The organism is Pseudomonas versuta (genome assembly GCF_001294575.1).
GTDB classification, from domain to species: Bacteria; Pseudomonadota; Gammaproteobacteria; order Pseudomonadales; family Pseudomonadaceae; genus Aquipseudomonas; species Aquipseudomonas versuta.
The window spans coordinates 3,019,905-3,033,985 of sequence record NZ_CP012676.1 but is presented as its reverse complement, the minus strand read 5'-3'; the positions used below and the strand labels follow the sequence as shown (position 1 = coordinate 3,033,985).

General features: G+C 58.3%; 12 protein-coding genes. 6 read left to right on the top strand and 6 right to left on the bottom strand.

The window, feature by feature from the left end; genetic code table 11:
• Nucleotides 1-52: 52 nt before the first annotated feature.
• Nucleotides 53-1,360, bottom strand: coding sequence for a substrate-binding domain-containing protein (locus AOC04_RS13510; RefSeq protein WP_060694153.1), 1,308 nt, complete (start codon nt 1,358-1,360; stop codon nt 53-55).
• Nucleotides 1,361-1,573: 213 nt separating this feature from the next.
• Complete coding sequence (gene xthA / locus AOC04_RS13505) at nt 1,574-2,386, bottom strand: exodeoxyribonuclease III (RefSeq protein ID WP_060694152.1); 813 nt, start codon at nt 2,384-2,386, stop codon at nt 1,574-1,576.
• 161 nt (nt 2,387-2,547) lie between these two features.
• On the opposite strand from xthA, the gene AOC04_RS13500 reads away from it, so the two are divergent.
• From AOC04_RS13500 to AOC04_RS13490, 3 genes are all read left to right on the top strand, one after another.
• Nucleotides 2,548-3,198: a GNAT family N-acetyltransferase gene (locus tag AOC04_RS13500; protein WP_060694149.1), complete on the top strand. Its 651-nt coding sequence runs from the start codon at nt 2,548-2,550 to the stop codon at nt 3,196-3,198.
• Between the two features lie 63 nt (nt 3,199-3,261).
• Nucleotides 3,262-4,989 (top strand): autotransporter assembly complex protein TamA, encoded by a 1,728-nt coding sequence (locus tag AOC04_RS13495; protein ID WP_060694148.1) that lies wholly within the window; start codon nt 3,262-3,264, stop codon nt 4,987-4,989.
• Nucleotides 4,986-8,660 (top strand): translocation/assembly module TamB domain-containing protein, encoded by a 3,675-nt coding sequence (locus tag AOC04_RS13490; protein WP_060694145.1) that lies wholly within the window; start codon nt 4,986-4,988, stop codon nt 8,658-8,660. The genes AOC04_RS13495 and AOC04_RS13490 overlap by 4 nt, the downstream gene beginning before the upstream one ends.
• A gap of 152 nt (nt 8,661-8,812) precedes the next feature.
• Here AOC04_RS13490 and AOC04_RS13485 read toward each other — a convergent pair whose 3' ends face one another.
• A complete protein-coding gene (locus AOC04_RS13485; RefSeq protein ID WP_060694143.1) occupies nt 8,813-9,808 on the bottom strand; it encodes an aldo/keto reductase in 996 nt (331 codons plus the stop codon).
• Nucleotides 9,809-9,916: 108 nt separating this feature from the next.
• Here AOC04_RS13485 and AOC04_RS13480 point away from each other — a divergent pair, with 108 nt between their 5' ends.
• Together AOC04_RS13480 and AOC04_RS13475 are read left to right on the top strand one after the other, a co-directional pair.
• The gene (locus AOC04_RS13480) at nt 9,917-10,822 is read left to right on the top strand and encodes a LysR family transcriptional regulator (protein WP_060694142.1); all 906 of its coding nucleotides are present in this window, start codon (nt 9,917-9,919) and stop codon (nt 10,820-10,822) included.
• A gap of 316 nt (nt 10,823-11,138) precedes the next feature.
• Nucleotides 11,139-11,327, top strand: a complete 189-nt coding sequence (locus AOC04_RS13475) for a hypothetical protein (protein WP_003441459.1) — start codon at nt 11,139-11,141, stop codon at nt 11,325-11,327.
• Here the strand turns inward: AOC04_RS13475 and AOC04_RS13470 are convergent.
• Together AOC04_RS13470 and AOC04_RS13465 are read right to left on the bottom strand one after the other, a co-directional pair.
• Nucleotides 11,324-11,707: a hypothetical protein gene (locus AOC04_RS13470; protein ID WP_060694140.1), complete on the bottom strand. Its 384-nt coding sequence runs from the start codon at nt 11,705-11,707 to the stop codon at nt 11,324-11,326. The two genes, AOC04_RS13475 and AOC04_RS13470, sit on opposite strands and share 4 nt — an antisense overlap.
• A 224-nt stretch (nt 11,708-11,931) precedes the next feature.
• Nucleotides 11,932-12,921 carry a FecR family protein gene (locus AOC04_RS13465; protein WP_060694138.1) on the bottom strand — a complete coding sequence of 330 codons (990 nt, stop codon included), beginning with the start codon at nt 12,919-12,921 and terminating at the stop codon, nt 11,932-11,934.
• A 164-nt stretch (nt 12,922-13,085) separates the two neighbouring features.
• On the opposite strand from AOC04_RS13465, the gene AOC04_RS13460 reads away from it, so the two are divergent.
• Complete coding sequence (locus AOC04_RS13460; protein ID WP_060694136.1) at nt 13,086-13,370, top strand: PepSY domain-containing protein; 285 nt, start codon at nt 13,086-13,088, stop codon at nt 13,368-13,370.
• Nucleotides 13,371-13,443: 73 nt separating this feature from the next.
• On the opposite strand, the gene AOC04_RS13455 is transcribed toward AOC04_RS13460, so the two are convergent.
• Nucleotides 13,444-13,998 carry a GNAT family N-acetyltransferase gene (locus tag AOC04_RS13455; RefSeq protein WP_125878545.1) on the bottom strand — a complete coding sequence of 185 codons (555 nt, stop codon included), beginning with the start codon at nt 13,996-13,998 and terminating at the stop codon, nt 13,444-13,446.
• Between the last annotated feature and the right edge of the window lie 83 nt (nt 13,999-14,081).

Below are 14,081 nucleotides of genomic sequence, written 5' to 3'. Positions count from 1 at the left end.
TTGCCAGCGATGCCATCGCTGGCAAGCCAGCTCCTACAAGCGTATTGCCGGCTCAATACACCCAGACTTCAACCCGGCGATTCTTGATACGGCCTTCATCTTCGGTGTTGGCCGCCACTGGCATCTGCGCGCCGTAACCCCGGATCTCGCGCAGCACTACAGCGCTTTTGACCAGCTCGCGGCGTACTGCCATGGCTCGCAGTTTCGACAGCAGTTGTGCGCGTTCGGGGTCGTCCTTGGCATCGCCAAAACCCACCAGTGTCACTTGTCTGTCGAGCTTGCCGTTGGCCTTTAAATAGTCGGCCACCCGCAGCAAATCCTGACGCGCCTTGTTGTCCAGCGAGGCGCTGCCTTCCTCAAAGCGGAAATTGACTGACAAACGCTGCGCCTGTGTGGTCAACGTCTGGTAGTCCCGGGGCATATGCGCGCCGGGGGTCACGCTAGTGGCCTGGACGCTTTGCGCGACAAAACCGTTTTGCGCCACGATGGCCTGACCCTGTGCACTTTGGGTGAAGCTAATCAGTGCCCGGGCCCATGGATTATGGATGGCCGGGGGCAGGTAGAAGTACAGGCGCCGTGACAGCGGGTAATCTTCGCTGGCAATCAAACTGTTGAGCGGCAACATCGGTTGTGACAGCCCGTCGACGATAGCCACGGGTTTGGCTGCGCGGATGTAAGGCAAACCGATAAAACCGATGCCCTGAGGGTCATTGCTGACTGCATCCGACAACTGTTCACTGGACTCGAAACGCTGTGCGTTATGGCTTAGAGGGTTCCCGCTACGGCTGAGCACCAACTCTTTAAAAATCTCCCAGGTGCCGGACTGCTCATCACGGGCATATAAATGAATCGGGCCGGCAATACCGCCCAGAGCCTCCCATGTGGAAATCTGGCCGCTGAATATCTGTGCCAGTTGCTCGGTATTCAATTGATTAAGCGGATTGTCCGGGTGAAGGATAATTGCCAGTCCGTCGATGGCGATGATTTGCTCGGCATCCGGGCTCTTCAGGTCGCCCAGGGCTTCGAGTTCAACCAGTTCACGGTCCTTGATCGGCCGTGAGGACGCTATCAGATCCGCCTTCCCGGCCTTGAGTGCGGCAAACCCGGTGCCGGAACCGTGGGCTGCCACATCCACCCGCACTTGCTGGCCCGACGCGTCGGTGCCGACAATGCTGTGCTCGTTGGGAGGGGATGCCGGGACGCTGTGAATGTCGTGCAAACCTTGCTGTGCCAGCATGGCCTGTACCAGCGCCGGCCCAAGATTGGCGCCAATGGTATTTGAACCCTGAATCCGCAAGTCCGCGGCAATGGCCAGGCTGGTGATCGCCCAGAGCAGGGTTAGCGACATAAAGCGCAGCATCAGCGGGCACCTTCCTGGAGCCATAGAAGTGCCAGCAATTTAAATCAGATGTGTTTCAGCCCGATGACACAGGTCCAGGCCCCGGGCTTTGTGGTGGCTGTCACCTTCGTCCCAAAACCCTGCAGGAGCAAGCTTCTCAAGAATGGCGCGTTCACTCGCTAAGCAATACGGGCTCGATAAAAAGCTCGCGAGCACGCTTGCTCCTGCACCGGGTCAGCTTAATTCCAGCCAGATCGGTGCATGGTCCGAGGGCTTTTCCATGGCGCGCAGGTCGTAGTCGACACCGGCAGCCTTGATGCGTGGCACCAGCCCCCGGGAAGCCAGAATGACGTCGATGCGCAGGCCGCGCTTGGGCTCGTCTTCGAAACCACGGCTGCGATAGTCAAACCAGCTGAAGCGATCAGTCACATCCGGGTGCAGGTAGCGGAAGCTGTCCACCAACCCCCAACCTTTAAGACGTTCCATCCACTCGCGCTCTTCAGGCAAAAAGCTGCACTTGCCGGTTTTTAGCCAGCGCTTGGCGTTGTCCGGGCCGATGCCGATGTCACAGTCTTGCGGGGAAATATTGATATCGCCCATCACGATCAATGGCTGCTCGTTGCTGAACTGGCTCTCGAGCAATTGTTGCAGGTCGCTGTAAAAGCGCTGCTTGGCCGGGAACTTGGTGGGGTGATCGCGGCTTTCGCCCTGTGGGAAGTAACCATTCATGATGGTCACCGGCTGGCCGTTTTCGTCAGCGAACGTGCCCCAGATAAACCGCCGCTGAGCATCTTCTTCATCGCTGGCGAAGCCTTTGTGCAATTCAAGCGGCGCCTGGCGAGAGAGCAGGGCGACCCCGTAATGACCTTTCTGCCCATGAAAGTGCACGTGATAGCCCAGCGCTTCGATATCGGCGAGGGGGAACTGATCGTCATGGACTTTGGTTTCTTGCAGGCCGATCACGTCGGGCTGATGTTTTTCGATCAGCGCTGCCAGCTGATGCGGCCGAGCGCGCAGGCCATTAATGTTGAAGGAAACAATTTTCATGGGCGGGCAGTCCTGGGTAAAACTGCGATGTTAGCGGCCAGCGTGCAGTGGGGCAAATGCGCTGCTAACGTAGGATGCACGTGGTCACGATTGAACTGTTGTGGCCCCCGGAGGCTCGTACTCACTAGAAGTGCCGCCATCCGCCAGGGAGATTAACTGTCATGACGCAAACGTCGAACGCTGCCAGCCAGATTCAAATGCTCGACAGCGGCTATTCAAGGGAAGCACGTTCTTTGCTTTACCAGGCTTATCGCCATGAACCGACGTTCCGTTACTTGTTTGAGGCGCAGCATCGAGGCTACGAACAACGGGTCCGGGCCACGGTCCGGGAGTTGGTCAAACAGCATTTTTTGCAGGACTTGCCCGCGCTGGGCCTGCTGGTCAATGACCGTCTTGTGGGCATCGCCCTGATCGCACCGCCTCAGCGGCGCCTGGGCATTACCGAAAGCTGGGCGTGGCAATTGCGCATGCTGCTCAGCACCGGCCTGCGGTGCACGCGGCGCTATCTTGACTATCATCAGGCGGTCCAGGCCTGCGTGCCGGGCGATGCGGTACACATGCTGCCACTGTTGGGCATCCATCCAGAATTTCAAGGCTTGCACTATGGCGAACAGTTGCTTGAGGCCGTGCACAACTGGTGCGCTGAGGACAAACATTCCGAAGGCGTGGTGCTCGATACAGGCAACCCGCATTATCAGGACTTTTACAAACGCCAGGGTTATGTGGAAATCGGCGAAGTGGCGATCGGCCCGGTGCTCGAACACGTGTTCTTTCACGCCAACCCGCAGGTGTTACATACAGAGACAGCTTAAAAGCGGATTTGCGGGCATAGGTGCGCTCTATGCGCACTCCTGCCCGTGATAGCATTCGCGCCTATGAAGTCTCCAGGAAGATTTACCAGTGGTCTTGTCCTGCTGATCAGCAGCTTCGCGGCATTTGCCCAGAGCGAGTTGGTGGTCAAGGTCAAGCCGGCAAACAATGCCCTCAAGGCCAATGTGGAAGGCTATATCGGCAGCCTCGGCGATCGCGACGAGGCTGCCTTGCTGCGCTTCAAGCGTGGTGCCCAGGAGCAAGCGCTGAAAGCCTCCCAGGCCCTGGGATATTACCAACCCATCATTGAAGCCGAGGTCAGCCCCGGTGATCCGCCGCGCCTGGTGTTAAGCATTGATCCCGGTGAGCCGGTGCATCTGCGTAACGTCAATGTGCGCGTCGAAGGCCCGGCGGCCTCGCTCAAGGCTTTTCAAATCCCCGCCAGTGATGATCTAAAGCCCGGTGCGGTACTTAACCAGGGCAACTACGAACAAGCCAAACGGTTGATTCTGAACCGCGCCCTGCGCTACGGTTTTTTCAACGGTAAATTCATCAAGCACGAACTGCTGGTCGATCCTAAAGGCGGATTTGCCGATATCAATCTGGTCTACGAAAGCGGGCCGCGATACGTGCTCGGCAAAGTCAGTTTTGCCGGTGACGCCCCCTTCGATCAAATCCTGCTGCAACGCATGGTGCCCTTTAAACCCGACACCCCTTACGACTCGGAATTGATTGCCGAACTCAATCAAAACCTGCAAAGCAGCGGCTATTTTGAAGTCGTGCGCGTTGATGCTGCGCCGAGTACCGCGGTAGGGCAGGTGATTCCGGTCGACGTGGATCTGCAAACGCGCAAACCGCGCACCATGACTCTGGGTCTTGGTTATTCGACCGACACCGGGCCCCGAGGCAAAGCCAGCTGGACGCGCCATTGGGATAACCCGCGCGGTGACAGCTATGGCTTTGAATCTGAAATATCCCAGCCCAAGCAAAACGTCGGTGCCTGGTACGACATTCCCCTGGACCCGCCCCTGACCGACAAATTACGTCTGGCCGCTGGCTATCAGTACGAAGAAATTGCCAACACCGATACCCTGAGCAAATTGCTGACGGTGGGGCCGGAGTGGCACAGCAAGCTGGATAACGGCTGGACGCGGATTGTTTCGCTCAAGTGGCAGCGCGAAGAATATCGCCTGGGGGATGACGATGGCCTGAGTACATTGCTGATGCCGGGGGTGAGCTATTCGGTCCTGCGCAGTGATAACCGCATTGATCCGAGCCACGGCTACAGCATCAACACCGATGTCCGGGTGGCCAAGGAAGGTCTGATGTCGGACACCAACCTGTTGCATGGCGATATCAAGTTCAAAGCCCTGACCACCCTGTGGGACAAACACCGATTTCTGGGCCGTATCCAGTTTGGTGGCAGCGCAACTAACGGCTACAAGTCGATTCCGCCGTCCTTGCGTTTCTTCGCCGGTGGCGATCAAAGCGTACGGGGTTATGACTACCAGAGCCTGTCACCGAGAAACTCGGAAGGCGACCGCATCGGCGGGCGGTACATGCTGGCCGGCAGCCTCGAATACCAGTATCAGTTTGCTGAAAAATGGCGCTGGGCGACCTTTGTCGACCAAGGCAATGCGTTCAACACCCTGGACTTTCCAAGCCTGAAAACCGGGGTCGGTGTGGGCATTCGCTGGATCTCGCCAGTGGGCCCGATCCGTCTCGACCTGGCCCATGCGCTGGATGACGATGGCGGTGTCCGTTTGCACTTTTCGATGGGGCCTGAGCTGTGATTCGTGGTTTGAAAATAGTCGGCCTTGTGCTGTTGGCGTTGGTGTTGCTGGTGGTTATCGGTGTGGGTGTGATTCTCGGCACCCAGGCAGGCAGCCGCTGGGTATTGGGGCAAGTACCCGGTTTACAGGTGGACAACTTTGCCGGGCGTTTGGGCGGCCAGTGGAGCGCCGATCATTTGTTGTGGGAGCAAGGCACCAGCCGGGTCGAAGTTGACCGGCCGATTTTTGCCTGGTCACCGGGTTGTCTGACCCGCATGACGCTGTGTATCGACCAGTTGCAGGCCGACCGGGTCAGCCTGCAATTTCCTCCGGGCGAAGACAGCAGCAGCGGACCGGTCAGCTTGCCTGATCTCAAATTGCCGCTGGCAATCGAAGTCGGGGTCGTGAAAGTCGGCAATGTACTGTTCAACGGCATCGAGCAGCTCAAGGGCATGCAGATGGCGGCACAATGGACAGCCAAGGGTTTACAGATTGACTCGGTACATGTCGAACGTGACGACCTGAATGTGGAATTGTCCGGCTTGTTGCAGCCCAATGGCGACTGGCCGCTGACCCTGCAAGGCAACATCAACCTGCCTGCGCCGGATGGCAAGCCATTGGCACTGGCGCTTAAGGTCGATGGCAATGTGCGCAACACGCTGAACCTGACCGCGGATACCAGCGGTTATCTCAATGCTCACATCGCGGGCGAACTTCAGCCTTTGGCCGATAACCTGCCGGCGCAGTTGAAAATCACGTCGGAGCAGTTCAAGCCCGGCTTCGACCTGCCGGACACCTTGCAGCTCAATCAACTGGTGCTCACCGCCAAAGGCGATTTGAAGGACGGTTACGAACTCAATGGCAACGCCACCTTGCCGGCCGAAAATACTCCGGTGAACCTGCTGCTCAAAGGACGAGTGGATGCCAAGAGCGCGCAAGTCGCGGCACTGGAGTTGACCTCCGGCCCGCAGCAGCACTTGAAGCTTTCGGGGCAGGTGGACTGGCATGAGGGATTGAGTGCCGAGGCCAAAATCGACTGGCTGGAATTTCCCTGGCATAACCTTTATCCGGTTATCGCCAAGCCGGATGTGGATCTGCGTGCCTTCAGCGGCGAAGTCTCCTACCGCGACGGTAATTATCTGGGCAACTTCAAGGCCGACCTCGACGGCCCTGCAGGCAAGTTCAGCCTCAGCAGCCCGTTCAGTGGCGATCTGGGCAAAATCTTCCTGCCGGAGTTGAAGCTGGTTGCCGGCCAGGGCAAAGCCGAGGGCCATGTGAATGTTCAATTTGCCGACGGTGTTGCCTGGGATACCGCGCTGGACTTGAGCGCCATCGACCCCGCGTATTGGGTCGCCGAATTGCCCGGCACGCTGGCGGGGCCCTTGCGCAGCACCGGCGAGTTCAAGAACGAGCGCCTCAAGCTGGACGCCAATCTGGATCTAAAAGGCCGTCTGCGTGGCTTGCCTGCCATGCTGCAGGCCAAAGCCGTGGGCGAAGGTGAAGCCTGGACCGTCAGTGCGCTGGACATTCGTCTAGGGGATAACCGGATTAACGGTACCGCCAGTTTGCAGCAGCAGATCAAGGCACAACTGGACCTCAACTTGCCGCGTCTGGGTCAGCTATGGCCTGAACTGCGCGGGCAACTTAAAGGTCGCGTCGACGTTGCCGGGACCCTCAAGGCTCCGCAAGGCAAGGTCGTGCTTAATGGCCAGCAATTGGCGTTTGCGGACAACCGCCTGCAAAACCTGACACTGGACGCCACCCTTGATCGCAATCAGCGCGGTCAGATCAACCTCAAGGGCAGCGCAATCGAGGCGGGAGATACTCAGCTCGGCGTACTGACCGTCAACGGTAGCGGCGACATCAAGCGTCAACAGCTGAAGCTGGCCTTGCAGGGGCCCACTCTGCAGCTGGGGCTGGCGCTTGACGGCGGTCTGGATAAAGACAACTGGCGCGGGCGAGTGGTCAGTGGTGACGTTAAGGCCGGCGGCCAGAACTGGGTGCTGCAAAACCCGGTACGCCTGGAGCGTCTGGCCGATGGCCGGGTCAATCTGGGGGCGCAATGCTGGATTTCCGGCCCTGCCAGCCTGTGCAGTGAAGACCAGCGTCTGATGCCGGACCCGCAGCTGCGTTTCCAACTCAAGCAATTCCCCCTCGACAGTCTGGCGCAATGGTTTCCCAAGGACTTCCAGTGGCAGGGCCAGCTCAACGCAGACCTGTTGCTGGACTTGCCTGCCAGCGGTCCAAAAGGCCAGGTGGTGGTGGATGCCAGCGGCGGTACTTTACGTATCAAGGACAAAGGCCAGTGGCTGAACTTACCGTACCAGACGTTCAAATTGACCAGCAACCTGACGCCCAACCGAGTCGACACACGGTTTGATTTTGACGGCGGCAAGCTGGGGCAATTGATGCTGAGTGCACGGATCAATCCGCTGCCAAAAAACAAGCCGGTTACCGGCGAGTTCCGTCTGAGCGGGCTGGATGTATCGGTGATTCGTCCCTTTGTGCCCATGGTCGAGACACTCACGGGGCAGTTGAATGGTTCGGGCACGATCGCGGGCGGTTTACTGGCGCCGCACATCAACGGCAATGTGGCTCTGACCGGTGGTGAAGTGTCCGGCCCGCAACTGCCGACCAACTTCGAGAACCTGCAGCTGACGGCCACCATCAATGGTGAAACCGCGCTGCTCAATGGTGGCTGGACCAGCGGCAAGCAGGGGCAGGGCAGCATCAGCGGTGATGTGGCCTGGGGCAAAGCCACGGCCGTCAATATATTGGTCAAGGGCAACCATCTTCCGGTCACGGTCGAGCCATACGCCAAACTCGAGGTTGCGCCTGACCTGAAAATTTCGCTCAACGCCGACAACACCTTGTTGATTGCGGGCACGGTGAACATCCCCAAAGGTGAAATCGTGGTGCGGGAGTTGCCGCCTTCGACGGTCAAGGTTTCGGATGACACCGTGATTGTCGGGCAACAGGTGTCGGATGAAGCGCCGCCCATGGTGGTCGACATGGACATCAATGTGGTGGTCGGGCAAGAGCTGCTGACGTTCTCGGGCTTTGGTCTGAATGCTGATCTGGCGGGTCAGGTCCATATCGGCAACAACATGGACACCCGCGGTGAATTGCGTCTTAACAATGGCCGTTACCGGGCCTATGGCCAGAAGTTGACGATACGCCGGGCGCGCCTGTTGTTTGCCGGGCCCATCGATCAGCCGTATCTGGACATTGAAGCGATTCGCCAGACCGATGACGTCATCGCCGGGATTCGCTTGACGGGCAGCGCCGAGCAGCCCACCACGCAGATTTTCTCGGAGCCGGCCATGAGTCAGGAACAGGCGTTGTCGTACCTGGTTCTGGGACGTCCGCTGACAGGCACAGGCGAAGATGACAACTTGCTGGCGCAAGCGGCCTTGGGGTTAGGGCTGATGGGCAGTTCAGGGGTTACCACTGATCTGGCCAATCATTTGGGGATCAAGGATTTTGAACTCGACACCGAAGGCAGCGGCAATGACACCGCAGTCGTGGCCAGTGGCAAGATCAACGAGCGTTTGAGCGTGCGTTATGGCGTTGGCGTGTTTGAACCTGCCAGTACCATTGCCTTGCGCTACAAGCTCAGTAAGCGGGTCTATGTGGAGGTCGCCAGCGGCGTCGCCAGCTCGCTGGATATCTTCTACAAACGGGATTTCTGAGGCTCTCACTTACTTGTAGGCGCTGGCTTGCCAGCGATTCAGGCACGGCGGTCTTTCAAAAAGAACCGCAGTGACCCTATCGCTGGCAAGCCAGCTCCTACAGCGTTTTCAGGGGACTTCTGGTGCGGGGGTTGCCCTGTGGAATCCAGAACTCAGCGGTTGAGCTGCTTCATCGATTCTTCTGCATAGCGTTGTCCCGCCACGGCGCTGGCCGGGAAGATCGCTTGCAGTGCCTGCAGTTCGCTGGTGCTCAGTTTGATGTCCAGTGCCGCGACATTCTCTTCCAGGTATTTGCGTTGTTTGGTGCCCGGAATCGGGATCAGGTAATCCCCCTGAGCCAGCACCCAGGCCAGGGCCAATTGCCCGGCAGTCACACCTTTGGCTGCGGCCAGGGCTTGCACTTGTTCGACCAGCAGCAGGTTTTTGGCGAAGTTGTCACCTTGAAAACGCGGGCTGAGGCGACGGTAATCATCGGCGGCAAAGTCGTCGGCAGACTTCAGTGCTCCGGTCAAAAATCCCCGGCCCAGCGGACTGTAGGGCACAAATGCAATACCCAGACGCTGGCATGCCGCCAGGCAGCCGTTGTCCTCGGGGTCGCGGCTCCACAGTGAGTACTCACTTTGCAGGGCACTGATCGGATGCACTTTGTGCGCTCGCTCCAGAGTTGTGGCCGAGGCCTCACTCAAACCCAGGTATCGCACCTTGCCGGCCTTGACCAGGTCGGCCATGGCGCCGACGGTATCCTCAATCGGTACGCCGGGGTCCATGCGGTGCTGGTAATAAAGATCCAGGGTTTCAACCCCCAGACGTTTCAGGCTGCCCTCAATGGACTGGCGAATGTACTCGGGACGTCCGCTCACGCCGCGGGCCGCGGGGTTGGCCGGATCCCGCACAATTCCGAATTTGCTGGCCAGAAAAACCTGGTCACGTTTGCCGCGAATCGCCTGGCCGATCAGTTCTTCATTGGTGTGCGGGCCGTACATGTCGGCGGTGTCGAGCAGGTTGATGCCCAGTTCCAGTGCGCGGTGCAAGGTGGCCACGGCTTCGCGGGTGTCACTGCCGGTGGTATAGAAATCCGTCATGCCCATGCAGCCCAGGCCAATAGCGCTGACCTGCGGGCCGTCTTTACCGAGTTGGCGAGTGTGCATGCGAGGTGCTCCTGAGTTATGGAGGGGCCATTGTTAACCGCGATACTGGCAAGATAAACCGGGTAAAAGCATTATGACTATTCGTAAAATCTAAACAGTGGACAGACCATGGACCGAATCAACGCCATGCTGGTTTTTACCCGGATCGTCGACCTGGGTGGCTTTGCCAGGGCCGCAGACAGCCTGCAAATGCCCCGTGCCTCGGTCACGGTGCTGATCAAGCAACTGGAAGCACATTTGGGCGTTCAGTTGTTACATCGCACCACACGCCAGGTCAGTCCGACCCTGGATGGCGCTGCGTACTACCAGCGCTGCGTCAGCTTGCTGTCCGATCTTGAAGAGGCCGAGGGGCTGTTCAGGGGCAGCCAGCCAAAAGGCAAGTTGCGCGTCGATATGCCTGCGGCGGTGGGGCGTCTGGTGGTGTTCCCGGCGTTACCCGAGTTCACCCGGCGTTACCCCCTGATCGAGCTGGAAGTCGGCCTCAGTGACCGGCCGGTGGACCTGATTCGTGAAGGTGTGGATTGCGTGGTCCGTGGCGGTCTGACGATGGATGATTCGCTGGTGGCGCGTCCTCTGGTGATGATGGATCAGGTGACATGCGCCAGCCCCGACTATCTGCAGGCCCACGGAGTACCGCAATCGCTCGAAGACCTGAGCGGGCATCAGGTGGTGGAGTACTTCTCCAGTGTGTCGGGCAAGCGCTACGGGCTGGAGTTTCAGGCCGGGGACGAGGTGCGTCTGATCGATCTGCCCAAGCAGGTTTCGGTCAATAGCGCAGAAGGGTATCTGGCAGCGTGCATGGCGGGGTACGGGCTGGTGCAGACGCCGCATTATCACGTCGCACAACTGGTGCGCGAAGGGCGTTTGCAAGAGGTGCTCGGGGATTGTTTGCCACCGCGTCTGGCGTTGACGGCGTTGTACCCGCAACACCGGCAACTGTCTTCCCGGGTACGGGTGTTTGTCGACTGGCTGGTGGATTTGTGCGGGCGACCCGGCAGTGGTTTTCGGCACTGACCCGAGCCTGCCGGGCAGGCTCGGGTTCAAGCATCAGCGGTGGAAGTAGCCTGGGCCGCCATCATAGTAGCGATGATCGTGATGCCTTCCATGGTCTGGGAAAAACACGCAACCGCTCATGGCCAGGATGAGCAAGAGCGGAGCCAGCCGGGTGATTCGATGCAACATGGGCCAATCCTCAAGGTTATCGCCAGGGAGCTAAAAAGCGTTCCCGGCTGTAAGATGAGACCACGGTTGTTTCAAATCATCTCCGCAACCCCGACATATTTGTTAAATTTCCGGCTGACGTTTTTAGCCTCACTTTCAGGAACAGGTAATGACCTCTTCACAGCGCTTGAAATATTCGATTCTGATTTCACTGGTGGTTCTGGGGATCATGTTCGGTCTTTCGTACATGCAAAACGCCGGCATGATCTCCGAGAAAATGTTCCAGTACATTGCCATTGGCGTGGCAGTGGTTGTTGTGGTGATCAACGGTGTGATGCGCCGCAAGACCAAGATCTAAGCGTCGATCCTGGCAGTCAGAACCGCTTCAGCCTGTGGATGCAGGCTGTAGCTTTTATCGTTGTTAAGCACCACCACCCCCTCGCTGCAAAGGCGCTTGAGCACCTCGCGCACACTCAGAAATGACAGTGGAATATCCAGTGCCAGCAAGTGACTGTGCATGCCGCGCACCCCCAGCCGGCGATCGCTCCCGACTGTTGTCAGCAACGCATCGATGACCTTGAGTCGCACCAGGCTGGTACGCAGCCCGAAGCATTTAAGTAAGTGGCGGATCCGTTCGTTGCCTTGCAATGGTGCAAGCGCTTCCAGCAACCCGGGGTCAGGCTGGAAAACGGACTCACGATGATGTTGGCCGTCCGTTGGCATTTGCTGGTTTGGCATGCAAAAAACTCCTTTTCAGAGCCTGATCAGGAAAATAAAAAAGTGCTCTTAGTTAACTAGACGAATGAGCGGCGTAAATCATGAACACCGGGATGTAGAAAATTTGTCGTGAAATCGTCGGGCTCACGCAAAGGCCCTGTGTGGCCGGGGGGGTGACCGTTTATTAATTTTCTTTAATCTGCTTCGTTTTCAGTACAGGCTCTAGCCGGGTGGTGGCTTTGAGTCTAGTTGCCTGGTCGGCCGTTGATTATCGGCTTGCCGTCCTGGTTCAGGCTCAGGTACACCGGCAACACCTTGGGCAGGGACGTCACCAACTGGTTGATGTCATGGGTATTGAACACCCCGCCAATGCGCAGTTTGCCGGTGGCGTTGTCGGCCAGTACCAGGGGCGTGTCCAGATAGCGGTTGATCAAGGGCAGGGCATCGGCCAGGGTCAGGTTGTCCAGCACCAGCTTGCCGTTGCGCCACGCCAGGTCCGGAGTGTCGGCATAGGTCTGGCTGATTTGTGGCGTGTAGTCGCCCGCTTTATAGCGGGCCTGCATCCCCGGTTCGAGGCGCAGGCCGTCACCACTCAGGTTCTGGTTGCCGGTCACCAGCACCGATCCTTCGAGCAGCGTCACCCGCACCTGGTCTTCATACCTCCACACATTGAACTGTGTGCCGGTGACTCGAATGCGGCCTTCGGCTGCCTGCACCACGAACGGGTGGGAAGCATCGTGGCGCACCTTGAAAAAAGCTTCGCCCTTGCTCAGGTTCACCCGGCGCTGGTCTTTGTAGTTGCTGAAGGTCAGTTGCGTACCGAGATTAAGCTCTACCTGACTGCCGTCGGGCAGGGTTACGGTTTTCATACTGCTGCTGGCTTCAAGGCGCTCGTAAGCGTTGGGCACCCAACCCAATTGCCAGCCGCTGTAAGCGGCCAGCGGAAGCGCTAGCAGGGTGATAGCAGCCGCGATGCCCAAACGGCGCCAAGTGCTGTGAGGTTGGCGGCCAGGCAGTGCAATGACCTTGGCAGGACGGGGCAAATGTTCGCTGACATCCCAGATGTCGAGCATGGCTTCATATTCAAGCGCGTGCAGAGGGTCAGCCTTGAGCCACACAGCGAAGGCTTCACGTTCCTGTTCAGTGCAATCGGGCTCGTGCAAGCGCATGCACCACTGAGCGGCAGCTTCGGTGATGGCATCAACTTGGGTGTGTGTGAGGCGTGTTTCGCTCATTGGTTCTCCTGGGTGCCGGGCATTCTAACTCTGCGCGTGAATTAACGAGAGCATGAGCCATGTCAAAATCAGGCCATTTAGCCCTATGGACGTTTTTATATCTGCTACGGTTGTTCCAGTCACATTCAGTACCAGACGCAACATCAATTAATGGAGTTAAGACAATGTTGAAGAAAACCTTTGCTGCTGCGATCACTGCCGCTGTTCTGTTGAGCTCCGGCGCTGCGATGGCTGCTGCCACTCCTGGCCCGAACTGGGCATTCTCCAAAGAAGCAGTGGAAGTGCTTCAGGGTAAGAATGGCTACACCGTGATCAAGAAAATCGAGCTGGAAAATCCGGCTGCAGGCATCTGGAAAGCAGAGGGCCTGAAGAAAATTGACGGCGTGGAAGTCGAGGTCGAAACCACTTTTGACCATAACGGCAAAGTGATTTCCGAGAAAAAAGACTGATTCTGACGTCTTTCACGAACCGCTTGCCAAGCGCTTCGAGCCCGATCCTGCCTGTGCAGGGTCGGGCTTTGTTTTAGGTGCGGTGGCGCTGAGCCAGCCATTGCTCGCGGGTTATTTCCCATAGGTCCCTAGCAAACCTGCCACTGACAAAGTCGCTTTCTTCGCTGCTCACCAGGCTCATCCCTCCGCGCTCCGAGATTCGCCTCGATCCCACGTTAGGTGCGGCCTTTGGCACACGCATCAGCGGGCGTCCCAGGGTCTCAAACCAGAAATTGTCCACGACTTCACAGGCCTCGCTCATCAAACCCTGACCCTGCCAGGGCGGTGACAGCCAGAACCCCCGGTGGTTATCAACCTGATCCATCAGGCTGATGCTGCCAATCACATCGTCGGGGCGCGAGCGCAAACGTATCGTCCAGTGCCACTCCGTGCCGCGGGCCATTGCCGGTAAGGCGACATCCCGCACATAGCTCAGCGCACCGTCGTCAGGGTAGGGCCAGGGCACAGCAGCGTTCAGGTAGCGCACCACCTCCCAGTGCGCGAAGCGCTCCTGAATTGCCGCCGCATCCCCGAGGGTCAGTGGCTGCAGCAATAATTGCCGGGTGCGTAAGGTGGGGGGCGCTTGCATGAGCATTGCTTCCTTGCCGTAACTGAGCGTCGAGATTACCCCTCAATACCACCCATAAAAAAGCCCCCGTACAACGGGGGCTA